This window comes from Actinokineospora iranica, from assembly GCF_900101685.1.
Lineage (GTDB): Bacteria > Actinomycetota > Actinomycetes > Mycobacteriales > Pseudonocardiaceae > Actinokineospora > Actinokineospora iranica.
The window spans coordinates 44,362-67,576 of the sequence record NZ_FMZZ01000006.1; the positions used below are offsets into that span (position 1 = coordinate 44,362).

The window sequence follows — 23,215 nt, forward strand, 5'->3', positions numbered from 1 at the left end:
GGGGCCCCGAAGAAACCACTCCACCCCATCGAGCAGACCACCAAACCCAGCCCCCGCAGAAGCCAGCGAGCAACCCCCACAGCCACGCCCCCAGTAACCAGCGTCAGCGATCTGTCGCTACCGTGCGCTAGAGAGTCCCCGTGGAAGGAAACGACGTGACTGAGATCGGTCAGCTCAAGGTCGGCGTGCTCGGCGGGACCGGCCCCCAAGGTCGAGGCCTGGCGCTGCGCTGGGCCAAGGCAGGCATCCCCGTAGTCCTGGGCTCACGCTCCCCCGAGCGAGCCGAAGCAGCGGCGGAACACCTCCGCAAGGCCACCGGGAGCGCAGCCATCACCGGCCTCGACAACGCGGCCTGCGCCGCTGACGCCGATGTCGTTCTCGTCGCCGTCCCGTGGGATGGCCACCGGGAACTCCTGGAGTCCCTGCGCGACGAACTCGCGGGCAAGATCGTCATCGACTGCGTCAACCCCCTGGGTTTCGACAAGCAGGGCCCCTATGCCCTGCCCGTCGAGGAAGGCAGCGCGGCGCGGCAGGCTGAGCGCCTGCTGCCGGACTCCCGCGTCACCGCCGCGTTCCACCACGTGTCCGCGGTGCTCCTGAGCGACCCGGAGGTGTCCGAAGTGGACACCGACGTGCTCGTCCTCGGCGATGACCGGGAGGCCACCGACCTGGTGCGCGCGCTCGCCGACGCCATCCCCGGGATGCGCGGTGTCTACGGTGGCAGGCTGCGCAACGCTCACCAGGTCGAGGCGTTCACCGCCAACCTGATCGCGATCAACAAGCGGTACAAGGCGCACGCCGGAATCCGCGTCACGGACGTCTAGTGCTTGTCGACGACCTCGGCGAGCCGGTCCCGCTGACCGGCCCGCCGAGCCGCGTGGTGAGCCTGGTGCCGTCGCTGACCGACGCGGTGGAGACCACCGCGCCCGGATTGCTGGTCGGCGCGACGGATTACTGCACCCACCCGTCCACATTGGACGTGACGCGGGTCGGTGGGTCGAAGTACCCGACGGTCGACGCGGTGCTGGACCTGCGCCCGGACCTGGTGATCGCCAACGCGGAAGAGAACCGGCCGCAGGACGTGGAACGGCTGCGCGCCAACGGGGTTCCGGTGTGGGTGACCGACGCCCCGGCGAGCGTGCCCGCCGGTTTGGCGTCCACCCGCAGGCTGCTGACCCAGGGCCTCGGGCTGACCGAGCCGGACTGGCTGCTCGCGGCCGAGGACGCCTGGCACGAGACGCTTCCGGTGCGCGCCACCGCGATCATCCCGGTGTGGCGCAAACCCTGGGTGGTCGTCGGCCGCGACACCTTCGCGGGTGACCTGCTGCGCAGGCTCGGCGTCGCCAACGCCTACGCCGACCACCCCGACCGCTACCCGCGTCCGCCCCTGGCCGAGCTGAACGCGGCGCCAGCGGACCTGGTGGTGCTGCCCGACGAGCCGTACGCGTTCACCGCGACCGACGGCCCGGAAGCCTTTCCCGGCAAGCGGTTCGTGCTGGTCAACGGCCGCTACCTCACCTGGTACGGACCGTCGCTGGTCCCCGCCCGCGCCGAACTCGACGCCGCGGTCAGCGCCGCGCTCACCTGAACTCGTCGGTCGCGTCCCGCAGGGCTTCGAGCACGCCCGGGTCCGACGCGGCGTGCCCGGCGGGCAGGATCGTCAGCCGCGCGTCCGGCCACGCCTGGCTCAGCTCCCACGCGGTGACCGGCGGGCACACCACGTCGTAGCGGCCCTGCACGATGCGGCCCGGGATGCCCGCGAGCGCGCCCGCGTCGCGGATGAGCTGGTCTTCCGCGAGCCAGCCGAGATTGGTGAAGTAGTGCAGCGCGATCCGGGCGAACGGCACCGCGAACGTGGCCGCGGCGTACTGGGCGACCAGCGCGGGGTTGGGCAGCAGGGACACCGCGGCGCCCTCCCAGTTGCTCCACGCGCTGGCCGCGGCGGCGCGGGTGCCCGGGTCCGGGCTGGTGATCATGTCCTGGTAGGCGGCCAGCGGGTCGCGTCCCTCGGGCACCAGCGCGCGGAACTTCGCCCACGCCTCCGGGAACAACGCGCCAGCGCCACCCCGGTACAGCCAGTCCAACTCCTTGCCGCGCAACAGGAACACGCCCCGCAGGATGATCTCGGTGACCCGCTCGGGATGGGTCTGCGCGTACGCGACGGCGAGGGTCGCGCCCCAGGAGCCGCCGAACAGCTGCCACCGGTCGACGCCCAGGTGCTCCCGCAGCCGTTCGAGGTCGGCGACCAGGTGCCAGGTCGTGTTCGCCGCCAGGTCCACCCCGGGCGCGCTCACGTGCGGCGTGCTGCGGCCCGCGCCGCGCTGGTCGAACAGCACGATCCGGTACGCGGCCGGGTCGAAGTGCCTGCGCTGCACCGGAGTGGACCCTGCCCCCGGCCCGCCGTGCAGCACCACGACCGGCTTCCCCGCCGGGTTCCCGCTGACCTCCCAGTACACCCGCTGCCCGTCGCCGACGTCGAGCATCCCGCGGTCGTACGCCTCGATCGGCGGGTAGAGGGCGCGCATACCCCCATGCTGCCCTATGCCGGGCCTGGCACCGAGGTCAGAAGCCAGGTTCGCAGGCGGCGGGTGATCTCGTCGGCGATGGCGGGGCGGGCGTCGGGCTCGTCCTCGTAGCGGACGCGCAGGGCGCGCATCGCGTCCAGGAGGTCGCGTTCCTCCGGTGGGTCGTAGTGGCCGACGGCGGCGATGAGGGACGTGGCGTGATACGGGGTGACCACCCCGTCCAGGCAGGAACCGGCGGCGTTGAAGCAGGCCATCGGGAAATACGCGCCGTCCCGGCCCACCAGGGTGCGGGGCGGGACCCGCGACAGCACGGGCCCGGCGATCTCGTCGTCGCGGGTGGCGTGCCGCCGCGGGTCCTCGGCCTGCTCGGCCAACGGCTCCCGCAGCGCGGTCACACAGGCGAAGCTGGCTTTCTCCAACTCGCTTCCGGTGCGCCGCTGGGCGGGGTCGTCCCAGTGCGCCAAGACCGTCCGATAGGCCTCGATGACGGCGCTGGCGCCTTCGCCGCCGTAGCCCAGCAGGGCGCAGCCGTGGATGAACTCGGTCAGCGCGCGGCGCAGAGCCTGTTCCGGGTGCGCCCGCGCGTGCTCTTCGCCGTCCTCATGGAGTTGCCTGATCCGCTGCGCTACTCCCAGTGGTCGCATGTGTTCCAGCGTAGGTGAGCCGCCAGGGGCTCCGCTGGTCCACGCGGTCGGTCACGGCGGGCTGCCAGTAGGCGCATTCGGTCCAGTCGTTGTTGGGTTCGGTGTAGATGGTGGCGATGTCGCTGTTGGCGTCATTGACGACGACGTTGCCCCGGCGTTCTGTGCCCCGGTACTGCAAGATGTAGCGGGTGTTCCCCGGGTCGCCCGGCCGTGGGAAGCCGTAGCTGACGACGCGGTCGGCGCAGCGCATGAAGTCGTTGACGTGGACGTTCGGGTCGTGCGGACCGGACGGGCGCGGGTCGAGCAGCATGTGCCGCAGCGAACTGCACCGCCACTGGCGGGTCTCCCCCGTGCTGACGTTGATCCAGCCCATCAGCAGGAACTGCTCGTCCACGGCGTAGGCCATGCAGTCGTCCATCCGGGCGTCGAGCTTGGCCGGGTCGAAGTCGAAACCGGGGGCCGGGTCCGCGCTGGCGGCCGGGCCGGTGGTCACCGCCAGTGCCGCGACAGCGGCTCCGGCGGCGATGCGGGTGAAGGCGCGACGCATCGAGTCCCCCTTGTCTCTGTGCTTGCACGTGTGGCGAAGCCCCATTCGCCACACCTGGGGGTAGACAGAGACGGCGGGCCGCACGCACGCCAAGGTCAAGTTCACTCGCTCGGCCCAGGCCGACCGGCGGGCGCGACGCGGCCGGCCGTGGAATCGCCGACCGCGTCGCGGGTCCGTCAGTGGAAGGCGTGCTCGGGAGCGGGGAACTCGCGCCCGCGCACATCGGCGGCGAACTGCTCGGCCGCGTTCAGCAGCACGCCCGCCACATCGGCGTAGCGCTTGACGAACCGGGGCGCCTTCGCCCGGCGCAGCCCCGCCATGTCCTGCCACACCAGAACCTGCGCGTCGCAGTCGGGCCCGGCGCCGATCCCGACCGTCGGCACCCGAAGCTCATGGGTGACCCGCTTGGCGACCTCGGCGGGCACCATCTCCATGACCACCGCGAACGCCCCGGCTTCCTGCAGGGCCAGCGCGTCGGCGACCACAGTGTCCCCCGCGTCCCCACGCCCCTGGACGCGGTAGCCGCCCAGGTTGTGCTCGCTCTGCGGGGTGAACCCGATGTGCCCCATCACCGGGACGCCCGCGGTGGTGATCGCCTGGACGTGCGGCGCGAACGCCTTGCCGCCCTCCAGCTTCACCGCGTGCGCGCGCCCCTCCTTCATGAACCGCACCGCCGTGGCCACGGCCTGCTCCGGCGAGAGCTGGTAGGACCCGAACGGCAGGTCGGCGACGACGAGCGCCCGCCGGGCGGCCCGGGTGACCGAGCGGACCAGCGGGATCAGCTCGTCCACCGTGACCGGCAGGGAGGTGTCGTACCCGTAGACGTTGTTGGCGGCGGAGTCGCCGACGAGGAGCACCGGGATGCCCGCCTCGTCGAACAGCTCGGCCGTGTACATGTCGTAGGCGGTGAGCATGGGCCAAGGCTCGCCCCGCTCCTTGAGTTCCCGCAGGTGGTGGACGCGTACTCGCTGCACAGGCTTGTCGCCTTGCGCTGCGGCGCCCGTCCCGTAGGGAGCGGTGGTTTCCGGGTTCTGGCCAGCGGAGTTCAGCTCAGCGGACATCGCTGTCTACCGTCCTTCCCTCGAAGCCCGCGTCATCGCGGGTCCCCGGGTTCTACGCGGATGGCTTACCCCGAAAGCGTGACACCAGCCTCCCCCACCGGCGACCCCCTGCGACGGACTTCACACGCGGGACACCCCCACCCAGCGACGCCGATCACCATCCGCGACCAGCCCATCTCCCGCAGTACTGTTCGGAAGTGACAGAAACGCCGCGCGATCTTGTGGCGATAGGGTTACGTGTACATGAATTCGGGGATCGCGCCAGGCCACCCACGGGCCACCTTCGCCGACCGCGTGGCCGCCCGCCTCTACACCGAGGTGACCTCCCGCCCCATGCTGCGCCCAGCCAGAGACGCGGCCAGTTGGCTCGCGACGGCGGTCGCGGCAGCGGTCCACCTGCTCACCCTGGGCCTGGCGGTGCTGGGCGTGCTGGTGGTCGCGCTGGCCGACCCCGGCTTCCCCCTGCTCCCCATCGTGTTGGGCGCCGCCCTGGTCGGCCTGTCCATCCTGATGCGCCCCCGCCTGGGCAAACTCCCCCGAGACGCGATAGCTGTCGACCGCGCGGCGGCCCCCACCCTGCACGCCCTGGTCGACCGGGTCACCGACAGCCTCGACGCCGAACCGGTCTGGCGGATCATCCTGACCCCCGACTACAACGCGGGCTACGCCAGCGTCGGCCTGCTGCGCAGGCCCGTGCTCATGATCGGCTACCCCCTGTGGAACCTCCTGGAACCCCAGGAGCGGGTAGCCCTGCTCGGCCACGAACTAGGCCACGGCGTCAACGGCGACTCCCGACGGGGCCTGGTGGTCGGATCGTCCCTGCACAGCCTCACCGAACTGCACCAGGCGATGCAGGTCCGCACACCCCTGGCGGCCCGGATCGCCCTGGGCGTCCTCGCACTGCCGGTACGAGGCATCCTGACCATCCAGGAACGCCTCCTGGCCCATTCAGGGCAACACGCCGAATACTTCGCCGACCACCTGTCAGCCAGACTGGCCGGAGCCGACGCGGCCTGCTCAACCCTGGAAAAACTCGACGAGGCGACGGCCGCCATGGCCGCCATCCGCACCGCCCTGGTCCGCGGAGACCCGGACATCTGGGCGGCATCACGAACCTGGCAGGAAACCCGAACCCCCACCAAACCCACCGAGAAACACCGCATCGACGCCACCCACCCAGCCACATCCCTGCGAATAGCAGCCCTAGCCAGCCGCGACTACGGAGGCCCAGCCGTCATCTGCGGCAAGGGCGAATCCGACCTCATAGACACCGAACTGGCCCCCTTCACCCAGGCGATCACCAACGCCCTGCGCTAACCAGGCGAACACCCGCCCACCAAAGCTTTCACGGGGTGAAGTAGCGGACCTGCGCACCTGCCAGACCGAACCCGCGCCCGCCGAGTGCTCGTTTGGGTGGAGTGGTTTCTCTGGGGGAGAAGGAAGATCGCTAAGCTGGCCGCGCGTGTGATGCCGCAGGCTTCCCACCCTCTTTCACACGGGCGATCTTCCTTCATAGGGGCCCCAGAGAAACCACTCCACCCAAACGAGCAGCCCCACGAAGCGCCACAGACCTAGTCCGAGTCCGAGTCTTCCCCACGCCAGGCCTCATCAGCCTTGTCAGCAGCCCGAGTCCGCTCCCGAGCGATCTCCAGAGCCCGCTCAGCCGTGGCCCGATCCGGATAAGGCCCGAGCCGATCAATGGCACGGGACAGCGTCCCATGCTCGACCTCACCCGTGCGCGTGTTGTAGTACCACCCAGGGGCCGGATTGTCGTCACGCATAACTACCCCCAAGTAGGAGCAGGAAACCCACGCGGCGGCGTGTCCTGATTGGCATTCTGATGCTGGCTCGGAATCGGATCAAGACACGACACGAAGACCTCATGCCGTTCCGGGTCCTCGATCCGCCGCCCGTTGCGCTCCCGGTAGACCAGCTCACCATCGGCGTCGATCTCCACGAAGCACCCGACCTCAGCCAGCTGCTCCTCGTCAAGATCGACCAAGCGCTCCTTGCGGGACGGGACAACCCGGTACTCCGGCCAGTTCAAATGCGCGTACACCTGGTGGAACTCGTGTAGCAGGTGCGTCATCTGCTGCTGCCACGGCAACGGCATGGCCTCGGCCAGCGACCGGGGCAGCACCACATACCCGTCGCTCACCCCGGGCCGGGGGGCGCGCAGGAAGTCCGTGATCGGCGTGCTGGACGCGGGCGGGCCTGCGTGGCGCGGGATGGGCCCCGGGCTGTACATGTTCATGATCTGCCCTTTCTCATCAGACCCCGGGTCGCACGGCCTGATTCATCAGTTCGCCTTCGGTCCAGCGGACCGGCCGGATGTGGACCGGCACGCCGTCCTGTTGCGCTTCCACGATCTTCCCGTCGCCGAGGTACATGGCCACGTGGTGGATCGTGCGCGGGTCGGACTCGTCGTAGGCCCAGAACAGCAGGTCGCCGGGCTGCGCCTGCTCGACCGGCAGCAGGGCGCCCGCCCGGTACTGCTCCCGGGAGGTGCGCGGCAGGGTGATACCGGAGGAACGGTACGCCTGGAGCATCAGGCTTGAGCAGTCGAACGAGTTCTGGTGGGTGGTAAGGGCGCCCCACTGGTAGGGCTTGCCCTGCTGGCCCAGCGCCCAGCGGATGGCGTCACCGGCGGCGGGGGTGGGGGCGGGCAGCAGGTTGCCGACGCCCTGGCCGCAGCCGGTGGCGTTGACGACCTGGCCGAGGTCGCCGATCAGGTGCGCCGCCATCGCCTCCCAGCGGTGGTAGCGGTCGGGGAACGCCGAGCGCTCGACGTCCTGGGCGGACTCGCCGGGGCGCTGCGACTCCCAGTTGGGGACGTCGAGCAGCACGTCGTAGAACTTGTTGACCGCGTATGTCGGGTCGGTGACCTCGGCTGGGGAGCCCCAGCCCATGGACGGGCGCATCTGGAAGATGCCCAGCGAGTCGCGGTCGCCGTAGTTGAGGCTGCGCAGGCCGGACTCGGTCATGCCGGCCTGGATGGCGACCTGCCAGGCGCGCGGGGACAGGTTGCGCTGCTTGCCGATGCTGATGATCAGCGCGACCGTGCCGCGCTGCTCGTCGGTGAGCCTGCCCGCGTCGCCCGCGCCGGAGCCCGCCGGGCCGGTGCTGGCCGGGCCGAGGGTCGCGTTGCACGAGGCGAGCCGCACCTGGCGGGCCTGCGCGGCCTGCTCGTTCTGCACGACGGAGGTGAGCGCTCCGGTGCCGATAACGGCCGTCAGCGCGGCGACCGCCACGGTGCCGATGATCACCGCCGACTTCATCGGCCCTCCACCTGCTCGTAGTTCGCCACGCGCCACCCGTCGTCGGTCCTGATCGCGATGACGCGGATGCCCCCGCCGTCGGTGGGCACCTCGACCTCGACCGATTTCTCGAACGAGGTGATGGCCCGGATGTCGCCGGTCAGCCGGGTGCTCCTGATGTTCGCTGGCTCGATCGAGGCCATGATCGCCATGTATTCCCGCGTGGTGAACGGGCGCAGCCGCTCCAGCCACTCCTGCGCGCTGAGACCCTCGGGGTGGTCGACCCACCGCTGCGCCCAGTCGCGCACCGTGTTGAGCGCGTCAGGCGCGGGCGGGACGGTGCTGGTCGGGCGGGGTGTCGAGGTGAGCCGGTTGGGCAGCGAGGACGTCGGCAGGTTGTTGCCGCCGGGTCCGGCGTCCGGGCGCTGGCCGGGTCGGGCCGTGGTCGTGGCCGCCGTCGAACTGCCGCCCGCGGCGACCTGGCCGCCGTTCTTGCCGACGACCTTGGGGATGACGATCCCGGCCCCGGTGAGCAGCAGGGCCACCACGAACGCCGCGACCGCGAGGTGCCGGGGCGAGCGCAGCGGCCAGCCCCACAGCTTGCGGTAGACCGCGGCGCGGCCGCGGTTGGTGCGGATCGGCACGGGTCACCTCACCACCGCGTCGGTCTCGCGGGGGCCGTCGTTGAACGGCATCCGGCGCGGCGGGGTGTTGTCGGCGACCTCCAGGCCGCGCGAGGGCCGGTAGACGACGTGGACCGGGCGGCCCGCGACCATCTCCACGTCGGCGACCCGCGGCGTCGGGGTGGGCTGGGCCTCCACCGGCGCGTCGAAATCGCCGCGCCTGCTGGGCACCATCGACGGGATGACCACGGCGTCCTCGCCGCGGTCCCAGCCCCGGTCGGCGACCGGCACGGTGTCCACGAGCCTGCTGGTGGGCTTGCCGCCGCCGCCGATGGCCAACCGCGCCGGGCCACCGCGACCGGGCCCACCCGTGTCGGACAGCACCAGTTCGCCGTCGGCGCCCGGCTTGCTCGCCTCGATGCCCGGCCGGGACCCGCCGACCGCGGCGGCGCGGCGGGTGTCCATCCGCTCGGCGGTCACCGTCACCGGGTTGCTGGCCTCCGGCCGCGGCCTGCGACCGCCGCCACTGGGGACCAGCGCGCCGGTCTCGGCCTCCTCGCCCTCGCGGACGGTCTCCCAGAAGTCGTCCTGCGGGGTCGGGCCGTCGTGCTTGTTGCGGCGGAACCGGGAGAAGATCCCCGCGCCCGCCCCCGGCATCGACGCGCCCGCCGCGCCCACGGACAGCTCCAGCATCTGCCACATGCGCCGCATCGGGCGGCCCACCAGGAAGAACACCAGGGTCACAATCGCCGCGAGCAGCATCTGGGTCAGCAGCGAGAGCTTCGCCTCCGGCGAGAAGATCAGCTCCAGGAACTTGAAGTGGATGCCCGCGAGCACCGCCAGGACCAGCACGTTCAGCACGACCGCGCCGACCGCGCGGCCCACCTTGCGCAGGATGTCGTGGTGGATCAGCGCGACCAGGCCGATCACCGGGGCGGTCAGCGCGAGAATCCGCAGCAGCAGCTGCGCCAGCAGCACGGCGAGCTTGGCGAACAGCTGGAACATCGAGTACACGATCGACTGGAACAGCGCCAGGATGCCCGCCCCGGTCCGCGACCCGTCGGTGCCCTTGAAGTACCCGGTCGCCGGGCCGAGCTGGGTGGCGATGTTCTTGTACTCGTTCTTCTTCGCCTGCTCCGCCGCGTTGTCCGCGTCCCGGCCGGACTCGACATCATCGATGGTCCACGCCTGCGCGTCGAGCAGCCTGCGGGCGAACTCCTTGGCCTGCGGGGTGTCCGGCGCGCCGAACTCGCCCCGCTCCCAGTTCTCCCAGACGATCTTCTGGTGCAGGCTCAGCGGCAGGATGTGCTGCGCGGCGACGTCGGCGTCCTCGGGGTCGACGAACCCGGCCTGGATTCCGGTGGTGACCCGCTCGATCGTGTCGTCGATGCGGTCGTAGTTGCTGACCAGCACCGCTGACGACGCCGCGAGCCACATGCCCGCGAGGGCGAACAGGGCGCGTTTGCTGACCGTGGCCAGGTCGCCCTTCCATATCTGGCGGAACATCAGGATGGCCAGCACCAGCATCGCCAGGCTGAACAGCTGCGTGTAGATGTTGTCGAAGATCGCCTCGGCCGCCTTGCCGATCTGCGCGTTGAGCCCGCCGAGCACACCGCCGTCGAACAGCGTGTAGTGCAGCGAGTTGGTGGCGCCGACGATGTTCTTGGCGACGTTGAACAGCTCGTTGCCCGCCCAGTTGTCGATCGTGGCGCCCGGGTCGGTCACCCCAGAGGGGACCAGGCCGCCGCACGACTCGTCATAGACGTGCCAGACCATGCCCGCGTAGCTGTAGACCTTGTACGGGCTGTCGGCCTCGCCGCCGCGGCCCTGCGGCGGGTCGAGCGCGCCCACCATGCCGGAGCCGGGCCGCTCGGGGTTGGGGACGCAACTGTTGGCGTCCTGCGCCATCGCCGGGCTGCCCAGGATGCCCTGAAACGCCAGGATGCCGACCACGGTGAGCATCGCGTACCGCTTGCGCGGTTCGCCCGCCTGCGCGCCGAGCCGCTTGCGCCGCCACCGGGCCGCCATGAGCAGCGCGGCGAAGGCCACCACCAGGAACGTGATCATTTGACGTCCACCAACCTCGCCGCACTCGGGTCACCGGGCACTAGCTCGATCAACTTGGCCTTGATCATCGCGGCCTTGAGCAAGGTAGCCAACAGGACGGATGTCACGACAGGGCTGACCGTGTCGTTCATGCCGCGTCCTCACGGCCGCGCTTTTTCTCCGGGTCCTGGCCGCCCTCCACCTGCTCGCGCTCGCCGCCGTGGGCAGCGTCGCCGTGGGGGTCGTCGCCGATGAAGTCGTCTTCGGTGAGGCCCAGTTCGAACTCGGCGGCGCGTTCGAACTCCTCGTCGCTGGGCATGGTGGAGCCCGCGGCCGGGACGAAGTCGGGCTCGCTGCGCTGGGGCGGGGTGGGCTCCTGGAGTTCGGGCAGCAGCCTGCGGGCGCCTTCGCGCTGGGCGTCGGGGGTGGTGTCCATGACCGCGCGCAGGTGGTCGAGGTGGGCGCCGGACAGGTCGATGCGGATGCGCTCGACGCCGCCCGCGCCGTCGCCGAAGATGAACTGGCGGGGGGCGGTGTCGCGTTCGACCAGGCCGCGCTGGACGCCGGGGCGGCGGCCGAGGCTGGCGACGACCTGCTCGTAGCCCGCGCCGACGGGGACCTTGAGCAGGCGCAGCGCGTCTGCCTGGGCCTGGTCGTCGTCCAGGCGACCGATGAAGACCGAGTCGAGCAGGGTGACGAAGCCCTGGATCTTGAGGAAGTCGGCCGGGATCTGCGAGGACAGCAGCACCCGGACGTTCCACTTGCGGGAGTCGCGGGCGAAGCGGTTCATCAGGACGCGGCCGGTCGGGACCTCGGAGAGGAAGAACGCCTCGTCGATCCAGACGCCCTTGCGCATGTCCTTGGGCTTCTCGTAGATGGAGCGCTGGGTGAGCCAGGCGGCCAGGTTCAGCATCTCCACGCCGAGCGCCTCGGCGTCGGTCCAGTGCTCGCGGCCGACGCCGTCCTTGGGCAGGGTGAGGCCCGCCATGGTGAGCACGGTCATCCGGTCGTCGCGCTGCTCGTCGTAGGGGTCGGCGCCGCGCTCGGGGATGAGCAGCGACATCCGCTCGCGCATCTCGTCGAGGAAGTCGGCGACGACGACGGCGTGCTCGTGGTGCTCGCTGGCGTCGCGGCGCAGCGCGTCGAACACCAGGCTGGGGTCGGCGTCGGCGCGGCCGCCGACGGTGCGCACGGCGCGCAGCAGCACGATGCGGCTCTGCGGCAGGCGCGCGACCTCGTACGGCAGCAGGCCGGAGAGCGCGTCGAGCACGAGGCGGCGGCGGGTGGCCGCGGCCAGCGCCTTCTCCCGGCGCCAGGCGCGCTCGGGGTCGTCCTCGTCCAGGAAGTGGTCGATCTTGGGCTCGGCGACCACCCGGTACGGGTTGAGGATGCCCGCCTGCGCGTTGAGCAGGTTGATCGGCCGCGCGTAGGGGCGCAGCTCGGGCAGGTCGCACAGCCGGGCCAGCGGGCCGGACGGGTCGAGGATCGTCCAGTGCGCCCCGGCGCGCAGCGTCTTGTAGACGATGCCGCCGCCGAGGAACGACTTGCCGCCGCCGAGCCCGGCGACCATGGCGGTCAGGCCGGACGCGTCGCGGATCTCCTGGGCCATCCACGGGTCCCAGGCGACCGGGCGCCGGGTGGCGGTGACGGTCTCGCCGAGCAGGATGCCGCGCCGGTCGCCGACCTCGGCGGTGGCCGTGGGGACAGCGGAGGCCGCCCACACGACCGAGCCGCGGCGCAGGTAGGCGGTGGAGGCCAGCGGCTCGCCGGGGATGAACTCCCGGGCCATGGCGTACTGCGCCTCGGGGTGCTCGATGGCGACCTTCGGCTTGTACAGGTCGAGCAGCTGCTGGGCCAGGCGCAGCGCGTCGCGGTCGGTGGGGCCGGACACCGCCAGCCGCCACCAGGAGCGCACCCGGGTGGCCAGGGCGGTGAAGCCCGAGGTCATCTCGTCGTCGATTTCCAGCACCCGGCTCGCCTGCCGGGCCAGCGACTGCGGCGGCTCCAGCTCGTGCTCGTCGGTGTAGTGCTTGACCTGCGAGCGGACCTTGTTCATCTGCCGCGCCAGCTCGCCCTGGACCTCTTCCGGGCGGCGCACGTAGATGCGCGCGGACCACTCGACCGCCGCGGGCAGCCGGTCGGCGCGCTGCACCCACGGGTCGTCGATCTCGGGGATCTGCAGGCCGTGCATCATGCCGACGGTCAGCACGCAGACGTGCCGGGTGACCCCGGCGTTGGAGCCGGTGCGCCCGCGCACGGTGACGGTGGGGGCGTACGGGTCCTGGTGGAAGTCGGCGGCGTCGGTGAAGCTGGCCAGGTCCTCGGGCTCCCAGGCGGCGCCGGGCACCGCGGGCAGGTTGCGCGGCGCGGGCAGGCCAAGCGAGCACGAGCGGTGCATCAGCCAGGACATCTCCTCGGCGGTGGCCGGGCGGCCTTCCAGCCCGGCTGAGCCGATGACCTGGTCGAGGTGCTCGACCTCGCTCTCCATGGCCAGCAGCTCGGCGTCGACCGCGTCCGGGAAGACCTTGCGCAGCAGCGGGGCGGCCCGCTCGACGGCGCGGTCCATCACGTTGCGGGTCTGCACCTGGACGCCGAGGTAGACCTCTTTCTCGGCCATGGAGCGGCCGAGCAGCTGCTGCTGCTCGCCGACGAGGTAGTCGTCGAAGCTGAGCGCGCCGGGCACGTCGGGCAGCCGGTTGACCGCGTTGTGCACGTGCGCCTCGGCCCACATGCGGATCGGGTACGGCCGGGTGGTGACCCGCAGGTGCATCCAGCGCCCGGCGAGCTCGGCGTACTGGCCCGCGATGGCCGCGATCAGGTCCTGGCGCTGCGAGTCGGACCGGAACGACCAGCGCTGCGGCGCGAGCCGGTACCAGGCGTAGACGTCGGCCCCGGTGCGCAGCAGGTGCCCGTCGATGCTGCGGGCGGCGATCTCCGGGGTGTAGCTGGGGATGGCCTGCTCGCCAGGCAAGCGCTTGCCCCGCTTGCGCTGCGGCTGGGTGTAGCGGGCGCTGTGCCGCGCGTGCGCCTGGGCCTGCGGGTGTCCCGCCGGGTGCTGCGCGAGCCCTTCCGGCTCGCGCTTACGGCGTCCGAACACCGCTGACCTCCCTGTTTCCCACGTTCCTGTGTCCCGCCCGCGCCTGTCCGCCGCCCCGCTGCCTGGCGTTCCCGCCGGTTCTGGCCTCGGGCCGCCGGGCGGTGCCCGCCCGGCGCGCCTTGCTCGACGAGCGCGCCTTCTGCGCTCTGCGCTCGATCTTCTCGCGGCGGCGCTGTCCGCGCGGCTTCTTGCGGGGCAGTTCGGCCCGAACCCGCACGTGCGCGGCGCTGACCGCGCCGCCGTTGCCGGTGGAGACCTCGCGGGGCGCGGTCAACTCGCGGACCCACATGGTGAGCACCGCGCCCAGCGGGCGCTCGTGGCTGATCCGCGAGCAGATCACCATGGTGAGCGCGATGGTGGCGACCATGCCCCAGGCGAAGGACCAGAACAGGCCGATGCCCACGTTGCGGAGCACGGTGAGGGCGATCAGGAAGACCACGGTGCCCACACCCCAGGCCACGTACCTGGCCCGCCAGGGGAACGTGGCCTTGGGCGGGCCGAGCCACACGGCGTCGACCCGGTACACCTCGTCGTCGGTGCGTATTCGCACGTCAGTTCACCGGCCTTGTCAGCCGGTGAACAGGCCGGCCAGCCACCGGCCGATGCCCTCGCCCGCGTTGGTCACCGCGAGACCGATGATGCCCAGCGCCACGATCACACCGCCGAGGCGCCGCATCACACCCGCGTTGTCGCCCTTGCCGCCGCCGAGCCACAGCAGCAGCAGCGCGACCACGAGAAGCAGCAGCGGGATGACGTTGTCGAGGATCCAGGACCGCAGGTTGTTGGTGTCGACCTTGGTCGACGGGTCTTGCTGTTGGGCGAGGTCGATGAGGGCGGCGAGGGTCGGGGTAGTCATGTCGATCTCCCAAGTGCGCGGAGCGGTCGGGGGCGTCTTCGTGCTCCTGCGCGGCAGGTTCGTGCTGTGCGCTGTCGAGTACAGCACGAAAGGCACATGATTGTCATTACGAAACGTAGTTATGACACTGCTGTCCGTACGTCCAACCGAGCCTCCTGCGCGCGTCCGGATGCCATCTGACCACATCCATCATCATCCCCGGGCGGGCGGCCATGCCCCGCGTCGACCGGATTTTCCTCGTCACGGCCCTGTTTCACCCGCCCGCGAAACCGATCTTCACAGTCGGTGTGACAAGTCACAGTAAAGTCGCGGGCGCGTCGCGTGCGAAGTTACTCCGATCGGTGTACGGCCAACCGGGGTCGCCGACAGGGGGCGGGCGAGCCGGCCGTAAGCCGGATCCTGTGCCGGGACTCGCGTCCCGGCGGCGACCATCCATCTAGGCCTGCCGTCGCCGACAGGCTCGTGCGGCCTACCCGCAGACTCGGACGGGCAGCCCTCGAACGTCTGCGCAGGAGCCCAGGGGCTCCCTCTTGGCCTTGCTCCGGGTGGGGTTTACCGAGCCACCCCGGTCACCCGGGGTGCTGGTGGTCTCTTACACCACCGTTTCACCCTTACCTGGCTTGCCGCCAGGCGGTCTGTTTTCTGTGGCACTGTCCCGCGGGTCGCCCCGGGTTGCCGTTAGCAACCACCCTGCCCTGTGGAGTCCGGACTTTCCTCGCCGGTGGGTCGCACCGGCGCGGCCGCCCTGCCGACTCGCCCGCAGGAGCAAGGATACGGGGGGACCGGTTCGGACCGGCACGTCCCATGGCTTGGACGGCGTTGAGTGGCTGGACCTGGGCTGATCTACTCGCCGGTAGGCGATGGGAGTGGACCGTGGGGATTCTGGTTGTTTCCGGCAGTCCGTCGGCCGGGGCTCGGGCTGGGGTGCTGGTCGAGCACGCCGCTGAGGTCTTGCGCGGGCTGGGGCATGAGGTGACGGTGCTGGCTGTGCGGGATCTGCCGACCGTGGCGCTGCTTGCCGAGGATCTGGGGAACCCGGCGATTCGCCGAGCCGTGGAGTTGGTGGCTGGTGCCGATGGGGTGGTGGTTGCCAGTCCGGTGTATCGGGCTGCTTACAGCGGGCTGGTGAAGTCGCTGCTTGATCTGCTGCCTGCTGGGTCGTTGGCTGGGAAGGCTGTGTTGCCGCTGGCTACTGGGGGGACTCAGGGGCATCTGGTGGCTATCGACTTTGTGTTGCGGCCGTTGTTGACGGCTATGGGGGCCACTCGGGTGCTGCCTGGGCATTTTCTGCTTGATCAGCAGATTGCGCCTCGGGAGGAGGGTGGGGTGGTTCGGCCGTTGGCTGCGGCTGCCCTGGCGGAGGTGTTGGGCGGGTTCTCTGTGGCTGTGCGGCGCGTCGCCGCTCGGCACACCAGGCTCACTGGTTGATCGCTTGGGTGGGTTCGCTCGATGGGGTGGTGTGGGTGGGGTGGGGTCAGGACAGGTGGGAGATGTCGTTGACCAGGCGTACTGAGGCGTTTCCGTCTGGGTAGAACTCGACTATTGAGAGGGATGCCAGGTCTAGGTGTAGGCGGAATAGTAGTGAGGGGCCTACGTCCAAGCCCATTCTCAGTAGGGACTTGATGGGGGTTACGTGGCTGACTATGACCAGGGTGCGGTCGGCGTACCGGAGTAGTAGTTCGTCTCGGGTTTTGCGGACTCGGTGGTGGACCGCGTCGAAGCTTTCGCCGTTGGGGGCGGGGATTGAGGTGTCGGAGAGCCAGCGGGAGTGTAGGGCCGGGTCTCGTTCCGCCGCTTCTGTGAAGGTTAGGCCTTCCCAGTCGCCGAAGTCGGTTTCCAGGAGGCCGGGGTGGGTTTCCACCGTGCCGCCGGTTTCTGTTGCCAGGGCCTCCGCTGTTTGCTTCGCGCGGGTCAGAGGGGAGGCGATGATGGGGGTGTCGGCGTCGATTCCGTCGAGTTTGGCGATTCTGCGGGCGGCGGCTTCGGCCTGGGTTTGGCCTAGGGCCGTCAGGGGGACGTCGCCTCGGCCGGAGTAGCGGCGGTCGACGGACATGGGGGTTTGGCCGTGGCGCAGGAGTAGGAGCTTGGTGGGGGCCCCTTGGGCTCCGGACCAGCGGGCTGGGGAAACGCGGTTCTGGGGCTCGGGCTTTTTCCGTTGCGGCTCGCCTGCCTGGGTGTCCATGGCCTCGTTGGCGAGGCGGTCCGCGTGTTTGTTTCGTTCGCGGGGAATCCAGGTGTAGGTGATCGCGGTGAAGTGCTTGGCCAGGGCGCGTGCTTCCTGGGCCAAGGGCTGCATCGCGGGGTGTTTGACTTTCCAGCGGCCGGACATCTGCTCCACGACGAGCTTGGAGTCCATGCGCACTTCCACCGTGTCCGCGCCCAGGTCCGCCGCCGCGCGCAGGCCCGCGATGAGGCCACGGTATTCGGCGACGTTGTTGGTGGCCACGCCGATGCCTTCCGCGCGTTCCGCCAGGACTTCGCGGGTGGTGGGGTCGAGCACCACCGCGCCGTAACCGGCGGGGCCCGGGTTGCCCCGGGAACCGCCGTCGGCCTCGATGAGGACCTTCACAGGCCCGACTCCGGGGTGCGGACGAGGATCGCGCCGCATTCCTGGCACTCGACCACCTCGTCCGCCGGGGTTTCGCGGATGCGGGACATCTCGCGGGTGTCGATCTCGATGCGGCAGGCGCCGCAGCGGCGAGCGCGCAGCAGGGACGCGCCGATGCCGCGCTGGGCGCGCCTGCGCTCGTAGAAGGCGAGCAAGTCGGCGGGGAGGGTGGGGATGAGCTTGGCTCGCTCGGCCTCGCGGCGGGCCTGGTTGGTGTCGAGGTCGGCCAGGTTCTCGTCGCGCCTGCCGGTGGCCTCGGCGAGGGTTTCCTGGGCCTTGGCCAGTTCGACGCCGGCGTGCTTGCCGTCCATGTCGATCGCCTCGCGGCGTTCCATCAGCTCCAGGAGGTCGTCCTCCAGGACCGACTGGCGGCGTTCAAGGGTGGCCAGCTCGTGTTCCATGTCCGTCAACTGCTTGCTGTTGAGGGTGCCACCCGCCAGGAGCTTGCGGTCGCGGTCCTCTCGGGCGCGGACCGCGTCGATCTCCTTCTCCTGCTTGGCGACCTCGCGGTCGAGGTCGTCCAGCTGGATCTGGATGGCCACCAGGGCGTCGCTCTTGGCGCGGACCGTCTTCTCCGCCTCGGTGATCTCGGCCAGCTCCGGCATCGTGCGGCGCCGGTGCAGCACACGGGCCAGCTCGGCGTCGACCTCGGCGAGGTCGAGCAGTCGGCGTTGGGCGGCGGGATCGGCTTTCACCCGGTGAACCTCCCGGTTCGGGTTGGCGCCCCGGCGGACTGGGCGGTCCAGGGATCGGTGCGGCGAGTGGACACTTCGACGCTGACGGTACCGCCGAGGGCGGCGCGCAGAACCCCCGCCGCCTGCCCGCACCACGGCCACTCGCTCGCCCAGTGCGCCACGTCGACCAGCGCGGGCGCGGCGGCGGTGGCCATGTGCTCGCTCGCGGGGTGGTGGCGCAGGTCGGCGGTGACGTAGGCGTCGACGCCCGCCTTCGCGGCGGTGGCGAGGTAGGAGTCGCCCGCGCCACCGGAGACAGCCACCCGGCGGATGCGCCGGTTGGGGTCGCCCGCCGCGCGGACGCCGCCCTCGGTGGCGGGCAGAGCGCGGGCCACCCGTTCCACGAACGCCGCGAACGGCTCCGGCTCGGGCAGGTCGCCGACGCGGCCGATGCCGGTGCGGCCGTCGGGGTTGGGGTTGAGCGGCGCGGTGACCCGCAGGCCGATGGCCTCGGCCAGGGCGTCGGACACCCCGGGGTCGGCGGCGTCGGCGTTGGTGTGCGCGCAGAACAGGGCGACGCCCGCGCGGATCATGCGGTGCACCAGCGCGCCCTTGACCGTGTCGGCTGGGACGCCGTGCACGCCCTTGAGCAGCAGCGGGTGGTGGGCGACGAGAAGCTGCGCGCCCACCTCGATCGCTTCGTCCACTGTGGACTCCACGGGGTCGACGCAGACGAGTATCTTGGTCACCTCGTCGGCCGGGTCGCCGCAGACCAGGCCGACCGCGTCCCAGCTTTCGGCGAGGGCGGGCGGGTAGGCGGATTCCAGCGCCGCCACCGCGTCGGCGACTGTCGTCACCGCTTTCATTGTCATTGTGAGACCCCCATAGGAAGCTCTGCGCGCAGCGCGGCCAGCAGCGGCGCGCACTCTTCCGGAGAGCGGACGGCGACCCGCAGGTGGTTCTCCCCCAGGCCGGGGAAGGTGTCGCCGCGCCGGACAGCGATGCCGCGCCCGCGCAGGGCCTCGCGGAGCGCGCGGCCGTCCGCGACCTCCAGCAGCAGGAACGGCGCGGTCGCGGGCCGGTTCACGGCGATCCCGAGCGCGCCGAGGGCGGCTTCGAGGGCTTCGCGGTGGTCGCGGGCGTCGACGGCGGCGACCTCGGCCTCGGCCAGCGCGGGCGGCTCGCAGCAGGCGACGACGGCCTCCAGCACCAGCGCCCCCACCGGCCACTGTGGACGGTTGCGGGCGAGGCGGGCGAGCAGGTCGGGGTGGCCCAGGGCGTAACCGGCGCGCAGGCCTGGCAGCGCCCAGGTCTTGGTGAGGCTGCGGAAGACGAGCAACCCAGGTGTCTCGCTGTCGCCCGCGAGGGTTTCGGGCTCGCCGGGGACCGCGTCCATGAACGCCTCGTCGACCAGCAGCGTCCGGCCGTCCCCGGCGAGCGCCCGGACGGTGTCGGCGGGGTGCAGCGTCGAGGTGGGGTTCGTCGGGTTCCCGAGGACGACCAGGTCGGCGTTGTCCGGCACGCGTTCGGGGTGCAGCGCGTAGCCGTCGGCGGCGTCGAGCAGGACCCGGTGGACCGGCGCCCCGGCGGTGCGCAGCGCCACCTCGGGCTCGGTGAACGAGGGGTGGACCAGCGCGGCCGCGGCCGGGGCCAGGGTGGGCAGCAGCGCGAACCCCTCGGCCGAGCCGTTGAGGATCAGCACCTCGTCGGGGTCGCGCCCGTGCCGCGCGGCCACGGCCGCCCGCGCGCGCCGGTCGTCGTCGGCGGAGGGGTAGGCGCCCAGCCGGTCGAGCGCGCCCGCGAGCCGGTCGCGCAGCCAGGTCGGCGGGCGGCCGCCGCGCACGTTGACGGCGAAGTCGAGCAGCCCCGGGCGCGCGTCGACGTCGCCGTGGTGGCGCAGGAGCGCGTGATCGTCGGGTCCGGTGCTGGTCACCGCAGGATTCTATGGGGCGACGGTCGATCGCCAACGCTGTGGCCGGACCCGCTCGCTGTGATCGGCGAGTCAGCCAGGTCGGGGGTGGGGGCGAACGCGGTGGGCGTTTCCGGTCGCCGCGCCAGTCAGGGCTCACCGTCGGCGAGCACGGCGAGGCCGTGCGCGCGCAGCCAGCGGTCGGCCCGGCGCCGGGCGAGTTCGTCCGGCGAGGTGCGCAGGACCATGTGCTGCTCGACCGCGGTCGAGATCCGCAGCAACGCCACCTCCTGGTCGGCTGCGGGCAGCCGCCACACCGACTCGGCCGACCACCACGGCTCGTCGTCCACAGCACGCTCCTTACCCCGGTCCCGTGCACATCTGCCACATCTGCTTCGTCTGCACCGGCAACATCTGCCGCTCCCCGATGGCCGCGCTGGTGTTCGGCGAGCACCTGCGCCGGGCGGGCCTGCTGGACCGGGTGCGGGTCAGCAGCGCGGGCACGGGCGGCTGGCACGTCGGCGACCCCGCCGACCCGCGCACCGGGCACGTCCTGGCCCGCGGCGGCTACCCGACCGACCACGTAGCCAGTCGGCTGGGAAGCGACCACCTCGACGCCGACCTGCTCGTCGCGATGGACGAAGGGCACGCTCGCGCATTGCGGGCCCGAGTGCCAGACCGTTGCAGGTGAGTGAACTCTAGTGAGTACCCACGTGCACCAGCCTTGTGAGACTGGGGTTGGTAGACGTTTCAACGCCACCTGCCACTCTGGCGCGGGTGGTCTTCTGGTCGGCTCCACGTCCGTTTACCGTCTCCCGGCCACTCCGGGCGACGTACTGTCTCAGGTTGCGTGCCGCGTTGAGGTCCCGGTCGAGCACAAGACCACAACACTTGCAGCGATAGATCCGGTCACTGAGGCGGAGCTTGGGGTTCACCCAGCCGCAGCCCGAACAGGTCTTGGAGGAAGGCAACCACCGGTCGGCCACCACCAGCTCGCCACCACGCCAGCTTGTTTTGTAGGTGAGCTGGCGGCGGAACTCGCCGAACCCGGCATCGGCGATCTGGCGGGCCAAGCGGCGGTTGCGCAGCATCCCCGCCACATTGAGATCTTCGACCACCAGCGTGCCGAAACCACGAGCAAGCCCGGTGGTGAGTTTGTGCAGCCCGTCCCGGCGGAGGTCGGCCACCCGGACATGCCGACGGGCCACCACATTCCTGGCAGCCTCCCACCGGCCGGAGGGGTGTTGGCCGGTGCGCACGTCCGGCCCCTGTCGGCGGGACAGGGCACGGCAGGCCGACCGCAACTCCTTCTCGGCGTGGGCGAGGTGGCGGGGGTTGGGGTGGAACCGGCCCCGGCTGGTGACCGCCAGCATCGACACCCCCAGGTCCACGCCAACGACGGCCTCCGGGTTGCGCGCGGGCCGGTCGGTGCGCTGGACCTCGCACTGGAAGGCGACGAACCAGCGCCCCCCGCGTTCCCGGCGCACCGTGGCAGACAGGACGCGGGCGGTGTCGGAGTCCAGGCGGCGGGCGAGTTTGCGGGTGGACTCACTGGTGCGGATCCCGCCCACCGGGGCAGGGTGACGTGCCGGCGGGTGGCCTCCACCCGGATCACCCCGGTGGTGAACCGGCACGATGGAGTCGTCCTGCGGCGGGTCTTGTGACGCGGCACCCCGACGGGGTGTCCACCCCGCCGACCGGTACGTGCGGCCCGCCAGTTGCCCAGGGCGCGGGACAACCCGTCCAGGCCGGTGTTGAACGCCTCCTTCGAGCAGTCGGCCCACCAGGGTGCGACATCGGGTTTGATCTGGTTCCAGGTCCGGCGCAGCTCCGCCAAGGACCAGCCCTGCCAGGGCGTGAGGTCGGACTCGGCGAGGTCGTAGGAGGATTCCGCTTCCCGCTGGGAGGCCACTGCCAGGACTCGGCGGCGCATGTGGTTGAACGCGAATCGCGCCGCGCCGCACTGCCGCAGCAGGGCCTGTTCCTGCTCCGGGGTGGGGGCGAGGGCGAACTTGTAGGCGGCCACCACGAAATCCTCACGGGGCTGAAATCTCCTCATGGCACCTCGTCCGCGGTGGCGGCCGCGACCACCCGAGCCGCCCGAATCCGGGTGAGCTTGCGGCGATGTCCGTTCATGCCCGACCCAACCTCGGACACGACTTCGCCCACTGCCAGGCCCCGCTGGGTCGCGCAGGCCACCACGGTGCCCGCAGACACCGGGAGTCCGCCTCCCGGAACCAGCGATACGCCGTCACGGGATGCCCCGCTCCAGCGCCCACTCCTTCAACTTCACCAACACACGCTACCGCCTACTCAATAGACAACAATTGACAATCCCGAACGCGTGACGCTGCTGCGGTCCTTCGACCCGGCCGCCGGACCCGATCTGGACATACCGGACCCCTACTACGGCGGCGCGGAAGGCTTCACGGAAGTCCTGGCCATGGTCGAGGCCGCCACCCCCGGCCTGCTGGCCTGGGTCCGCCAGCGTGTGACCGACCGCACCCAGGCCTAGCCCGGCCGCTCGGCCCGCGCGCACTGGCCTACCGTTGGGGAGTGCGGTTGAAGTTGCTGCTACGCCCGGGATGGCTGCTGTCGGCGCTCGTCGTGGTGTGTTTCGCCATGGCGTGCTTCACGCTGCTCGCCCCATGGCAGTTCCAGCGGCACGCCGACCGCAAGGCCACCAACGCGGCCGTAGAGGCCTCCTTCACCGCTCCACCGGCCCCCTACGGCTCCGTCACCGGCGAGTGGCGGCGGGTGACGCTGACCGGCACGTACCTGCCCGAAGCCGAGGCCCTAGCCCGGCTGCGCACCGTCCAGGGCGTGGCCGCCTTCGAGGTCCTCACCCCGTTCCGCCTCACCGACGGCTCGGTGGTCCTGGTCGACCGCGGCTTCATCCGCCCGGTGGAGGGCGTGCGCGTCCCCCCGTTCGCCGCCGCCCCCACTGGCCAGGTCGACCTCACCGCCCGCCTGCGCGCGGGCGAGACCCAGGCAGGCGACCGCTCGATCCTCCAGGACGACGGGCACCGGCAGGTCTACGCCATCGACCCGGCCGTCGTCGGCGCGGCCGCGAACCTCGACATCCGCCCCGGCTACCTGCAACTCGAAGCGGGCTCCCCCGGTGTCCTCGGCGCGCTCCCGCTGCCCCAGTTGGAGGCGGGCCCGTTCCTGTCCTACGCCCTGCAGTGGATCGCCTTCGGCGTCATGACCCTCCTGGGCCTGCTCTACTTCACCTGGCGGGAAATCCAGCCCGGCGGCGTCCTCGACGCCCCGGACAAACCCCGCCGCCGCTCCGTCGCCGAGATCCTCGCCGAAGACGAAGCCCGCGAACGCGCCGCCACCTGAGACACCACGTGCCGGATCTTTCC

26 protein-coding genes, 1 other RNA gene and 2 pseudogenes are annotated in these 23,215 nt (G+C 71.2%); 7 read left to right on the forward strand and 22 right to left on the reverse strand.

Annotated features, from left to right (window positions below; translation table 11 throughout):
- Nucleotides 1-155: 155 nt before the first annotated feature.
- A complete protein-coding gene (npdG, locus tag BLS56_RS13885; protein ID WP_091450465.1) occupies nucleotides 156-824 on the forward strand; it encodes an NADPH-dependent F420 reductase in 669 nt (222 codons plus the stop codon).
- The gene (locus tag BLS56_RS13890) at nucleotides 824-1,588 is read left to right on the forward strand and encodes a helical backbone metal receptor (RefSeq protein WP_091450466.1); all 765 of its coding nucleotides are present in this window, start codon (nucleotides 824-826) and stop codon (nucleotides 1,586-1,588) included. The genes npdG and BLS56_RS13890 overlap by 1 nt, the downstream gene beginning before the upstream one ends.
- Here BLS56_RS13890 and pip read toward each other — a convergent pair.
- The 4 genes from pip to panB all read right to left on the reverse strand — a co-directional run bounded on the left by pip (nucleotide 1,581) and on the right by panB (nucleotide 4,777).
- Complete coding sequence (gene pip / locus BLS56_RS13895) at nucleotides 1,581-2,525, reverse strand: prolyl aminopeptidase (RefSeq protein WP_091450467.1); 945 nt, start codon at nucleotides 2,523-2,525, stop codon at nucleotides 1,581-1,583. The genes BLS56_RS13890 and pip overlap by 8 nt on opposite strands.
- A gap of 14 nt (nucleotides 2,526-2,539) precedes the next feature.
- Entirely contained in the window at nucleotides 2,540-3,169 is a 630-nt protein-coding gene (locus BLS56_RS13900; protein ID WP_091450468.1) for a hypothetical protein, read from the reverse strand.
- Nucleotides 3,126-3,716, reverse strand: coding sequence for a hypothetical protein (locus BLS56_RS13905; RefSeq protein ID WP_091450469.1), 591 nt, complete (start codon nucleotides 3,714-3,716; stop codon nucleotides 3,126-3,128). The genes BLS56_RS13900 and BLS56_RS13905 overlap by 44 nt, the downstream gene beginning before the upstream one ends.
- A gap of 176 nt (nucleotides 3,717-3,892) precedes the next feature.
- The gene (panB, locus tag BLS56_RS13910; protein WP_091450470.1) at nucleotides 3,893-4,777 is read right to left on the reverse strand and encodes a 3-methyl-2-oxobutanoate hydroxymethyltransferase; all 885 of its coding nucleotides are present in this window, start codon (nucleotides 4,775-4,777) and stop codon (nucleotides 3,893-3,895) included.
- Between the two features lie 243 nt (nucleotides 4,778-5,020).
- On the opposite strand from panB, the gene BLS56_RS13915 reads away from it, so the two are divergent.
- Nucleotides 5,021-6,094: a M48 family metallopeptidase gene (locus BLS56_RS13915; RefSeq protein ID WP_091450471.1), complete on the forward strand. Its 1,074-nt coding sequence runs from the start codon at nucleotides 5,021-5,023 to the stop codon at nucleotides 6,092-6,094.
- Between the two features lie 254 nt (nucleotides 6,095-6,348).
- Here BLS56_RS13915 and BLS56_RS32260 read toward each other — a convergent pair whose 3' ends face one another.
- The 10 genes from BLS56_RS32260 to rnpB all read right to left on the reverse strand — a co-directional run bounded on the left by BLS56_RS32260 (nucleotide 6,349) and on the right by rnpB (nucleotide 15,412).
- Nucleotides 6,349-6,558 carry a hypothetical protein gene (locus BLS56_RS32260; protein WP_091450472.1) on the reverse strand — a complete coding sequence of 70 codons (210 nt, stop codon included), beginning with the start codon at nucleotides 6,556-6,558 and terminating at the stop codon, nucleotides 6,349-6,351.
- 2 nt (nucleotides 6,559-6,560) lie between these two features.
- A complete protein-coding gene (locus tag BLS56_RS13925) occupies nucleotides 6,561-7,031 on the reverse strand; it encodes a hypothetical protein (RefSeq protein ID WP_407640514.1) in 471 nt (156 codons plus the stop codon).
- Between the two features lie 16 nt (nucleotides 7,032-7,047).
- Nucleotides 7,048-8,055, reverse strand: coding sequence for a C40 family peptidase (locus tag BLS56_RS13930; protein ID WP_091450473.1), 1,008 nt, complete (start codon nucleotides 8,053-8,055; stop codon nucleotides 7,048-7,050).
- Nucleotides 8,052-8,678, reverse strand: coding sequence for a hypothetical protein (locus BLS56_RS13935; RefSeq protein ID WP_091450474.1), 627 nt, complete (start codon nucleotides 8,676-8,678; stop codon nucleotides 8,052-8,054). Before BLS56_RS13935 ends, BLS56_RS13930 begins: the two co-directional genes overlap by 4 nt.
- A 3-nt stretch (nucleotides 8,679-8,681) precedes the next feature.
- Nucleotides 8,682-10,724 carry a magnesium transporter gene (locus BLS56_RS13940; RefSeq protein WP_175482821.1) on the reverse strand — a complete coding sequence of 681 codons (2,043 nt, stop codon included), beginning with the start codon at nucleotides 10,722-10,724 and terminating at the stop codon, nucleotides 8,682-8,684.
- Nucleotides 10,721-10,855, reverse strand: coding sequence for a hypothetical protein (locus BLS56_RS32750; protein ID WP_267463912.1), 135 nt, complete (start codon nucleotides 10,853-10,855; stop codon nucleotides 10,721-10,723). The genes BLS56_RS13940 and BLS56_RS32750 overlap by 4 nt, the downstream gene beginning before the upstream one ends.
- Nucleotides 10,852-13,800, reverse strand: a complete 2,949-nt coding sequence (locus tag BLS56_RS13945) for an ATP-binding protein (protein WP_091450475.1) — start codon at nucleotides 13,798-13,800, stop codon at nucleotides 10,852-10,854. Before BLS56_RS13945 ends, BLS56_RS32750 begins: the two co-directional genes overlap by 4 nt.
- Nucleotides 13,784-14,350: a hypothetical protein gene (locus BLS56_RS13950; protein ID WP_091450476.1), complete on the reverse strand. Its 567-nt coding sequence runs from the start codon at nucleotides 14,348-14,350 to the stop codon at nucleotides 13,784-13,786. The genes BLS56_RS13945 and BLS56_RS13950 overlap by 17 nt, the downstream gene beginning before the upstream one ends.
- Before the next feature lie 18 nt (nucleotides 14,351-14,368).
- Entirely contained in the window at nucleotides 14,369-14,656 is a 288-nt protein-coding gene (locus tag BLS56_RS13955) for a hypothetical protein (protein ID WP_091450849.1), read from the reverse strand.
- Nucleotides 14,657-15,029: 373 nt separating this feature from the next.
- Nucleotides 15,030-15,412, reverse strand: an RNA gene (rnpB, locus tag BLS56_RS13960) — RNase P RNA component class A.
- 117 nt (nucleotides 15,413-15,529) lie between these two features.
- On the opposite strand from rnpB, the gene ssuE reads away from it, so the two are divergent.
- Nucleotides 15,530-16,084 (forward strand): NADPH-dependent FMN reductase, encoded by a 555-nt coding sequence (ssuE, locus tag BLS56_RS13965; RefSeq protein ID WP_228771630.1) that lies wholly within the window; start codon nucleotides 15,530-15,532, stop codon nucleotides 16,082-16,084.
- A 46-nt stretch (nucleotides 16,085-16,130) separates the two neighbouring features.
- Here ssuE and BLS56_RS13970 read toward each other — a convergent pair whose 3' ends face one another.
- The 5 genes from BLS56_RS13970 to BLS56_RS13990 all read right to left on the reverse strand — a co-directional run bounded on the left by BLS56_RS13970 (nucleotide 16,131) and on the right by BLS56_RS13990 (nucleotide 20,197).
- A complete protein-coding gene (locus BLS56_RS13970) occupies nucleotides 16,131-17,264 on the reverse strand; it encodes a bifunctional RNase H/acid phosphatase (RefSeq protein WP_091450478.1) in 1,134 nt (377 codons plus the stop codon).
- Nucleotides 17,222-17,959 (reverse strand): zinc ribbon domain-containing protein, encoded by a 738-nt coding sequence (locus BLS56_RS13975; protein WP_091450479.1) that lies wholly within the window; start codon nucleotides 17,957-17,959, stop codon nucleotides 17,222-17,224. The genes BLS56_RS13970 and BLS56_RS13975 overlap by 43 nt, the downstream gene beginning before the upstream one ends.
- The gene (locus BLS56_RS13980; protein ID WP_091450851.1) at nucleotides 17,956-18,795 is read right to left on the reverse strand and encodes a Nif3-like dinuclear metal center hexameric protein; all 840 of its coding nucleotides are present in this window, start codon (nucleotides 18,793-18,795) and stop codon (nucleotides 17,956-17,958) included. Before BLS56_RS13980 ends, BLS56_RS13975 begins: the two co-directional genes overlap by 4 nt.
- 11 nt (nucleotides 18,796-18,806) lie before the next feature.
- Nucleotides 18,807-19,871, reverse strand: coding sequence for an Rv2231c family pyridoxal phosphate-dependent protein CobC (gene cobC, locus BLS56_RS13985; RefSeq protein WP_091450480.1), 1,065 nt, complete (start codon nucleotides 19,869-19,871; stop codon nucleotides 18,807-18,809).
- A gap of 125 nt (nucleotides 19,872-19,996) precedes the next feature.
- The gene (locus BLS56_RS13990; RefSeq protein ID WP_091450481.1) at nucleotides 19,997-20,197 is read right to left on the reverse strand and encodes a hypothetical protein; all 201 of its coding nucleotides are present in this window, start codon (nucleotides 20,195-20,197) and stop codon (nucleotides 19,997-19,999) included.
- A gap of 23 nt (nucleotides 20,198-20,220) precedes the next feature.
- On the opposite strand from BLS56_RS13990, the pseudogene BLS56_RS13995 reads away from it, so the two are divergent.
- A pseudogene (locus tag BLS56_RS13995) lies at nucleotides 20,221-20,526 on the forward strand (arsenate reductase/protein-tyrosine-phosphatase family protein); the annotation flags it as partial.
- A 19-nt stretch (nucleotides 20,527-20,545) separates the two neighbouring features.
- On the opposite strand, the gene BLS56_RS14000 reads toward BLS56_RS13995, so the two are convergent.
- The 3 genes and pseudogenes from BLS56_RS14000 to BLS56_RS31400 form a co-directional block, all read right to left on the reverse strand.
- Complete coding sequence (locus BLS56_RS14000) at nucleotides 20,546-21,418, reverse strand: RNA-guided endonuclease TnpB family protein (protein ID WP_175482822.1); 873 nt, start codon at nucleotides 21,416-21,418, stop codon at nucleotides 20,546-20,548.
- Nucleotides 21,419-21,819: 401 nt separating this feature from the next.
- Nucleotides 21,820-21,906, reverse strand: a pseudogene (locus BLS56_RS33010) (helix-turn-helix domain-containing protein); the annotation flags it as partial.
- A complete protein-coding gene (locus BLS56_RS31400) occupies nucleotides 21,903-22,064 on the reverse strand; it encodes a hypothetical protein (RefSeq protein WP_175482823.1) in 162 nt (53 codons plus the stop codon). The gene BLS56_RS31400 and the pseudogene BLS56_RS33010, both read right to left, overlap by 4 nt.
- Nucleotides 22,065-22,191: 127 nt before the next feature.
- Here BLS56_RS31400 and BLS56_RS14010 point away from each other — a divergent pair, with 127 nt between their 5' ends.
- Both BLS56_RS14010 and BLS56_RS14015 read left to right on the forward strand, forming a co-directional pair.
- The gene (locus tag BLS56_RS14010; RefSeq protein WP_407640515.1) at nucleotides 22,192-22,362 is read left to right on the forward strand and encodes an arsenate reductase/protein-tyrosine-phosphatase family protein; all 171 of its coding nucleotides are present in this window, start codon (nucleotides 22,192-22,194) and stop codon (nucleotides 22,360-22,362) included.
- A 41-nt stretch (nucleotides 22,363-22,403) separates the two neighbouring features.
- The gene (locus BLS56_RS14015) at nucleotides 22,404-23,192 is read left to right on the forward strand and encodes an SURF1 family cytochrome oxidase biogenesis protein (RefSeq protein ID WP_091450484.1); all 789 of its coding nucleotides are present in this window, start codon (nucleotides 22,404-22,406) and stop codon (nucleotides 23,190-23,192) included.
- Nucleotides 23,193-23,215: the final 23 nt, after the last annotated feature.

Excerpts from the sequence above, each read along its gene's own strand:
- BLS56_RS13905 (WP_091450469.1), bottom strand. The coding sequence starts at position 3,716 with ATGCGTCGCGCCTTCACCCGCATCGCCGCCGGAGCCGCTGTCGCGGCA.
- BLS56_RS32260 (WP_091450472.1), bottom strand. The coding sequence starts at position 6,558 with ATGCGTGACGACAATCCGGCCCCTGGGTGGTACTACAACACGCGCACG.
- BLS56_RS13930 (WP_091450473.1), bottom strand. The coding sequence starts at position 8,055 with ATGAAGTCGGCGGTGATCATCGGCACCGTGGCGGTCGCCGCGCTGACG.
- BLS56_RS13970 (WP_091450478.1), bottom strand. The coding sequence starts at position 17,264 with ATGCGGCGCGATCCTCGTCCGCACCCCGGAGTCGGGCCTGTGAAGGTC.
- BLS56_RS13915 (WP_091450471.1), top strand. The coding sequence starts at position 5,021 with ATGAATTCGGGGATCGCGCCAGGCCACCCACGGGCCACCTTCGCCGAC.
- BLS56_RS32750 (WP_267463912.1), bottom strand. The coding sequence starts at position 10,855 with ATGAACGACACGGTCAGCCCTGTCGTGACATCCGTCCTGTTGGCTACC.
- BLS56_RS13955 (WP_091450849.1), bottom strand. The coding sequence starts at position 14,656 with ATGACTACCCCGACCCTCGCCGCCCTCATCGACCTCGCCCAACAGCAA.
- panB (WP_091450470.1), bottom strand. The coding sequence starts at position 4,777 with ATGTCCGCTGAGCTGAACTCCGCTGGCCAGAACCCGGAAACCACCGCT.
- pip (WP_091450467.1), bottom strand. The coding sequence starts at position 2,525 with ATGCGCGCCCTCTACCCGCCGATCGAGGCGTACGACCGCGGGATGCTC.
- BLS56_RS13925 (WP_407640514.1), bottom strand. The coding sequence starts at position 7,031 with ATGAACATGTACAGCCCGGGGCCCATCCCGCGCCACGCAGGCCCGCCC.
- BLS56_RS13900 (WP_091450468.1), bottom strand. The coding sequence starts at position 3,169 with ATGCGACCACTGGGAGTAGCGCAGCGGATCAGGCAACTCCATGAGGAC.
- BLS56_RS13940 (WP_175482821.1), bottom strand. The coding sequence starts at position 10,724 with ATGATCACGTTCCTGGTGGTGGCCTTCGCCGCGCTGCTCATGGCGGCC.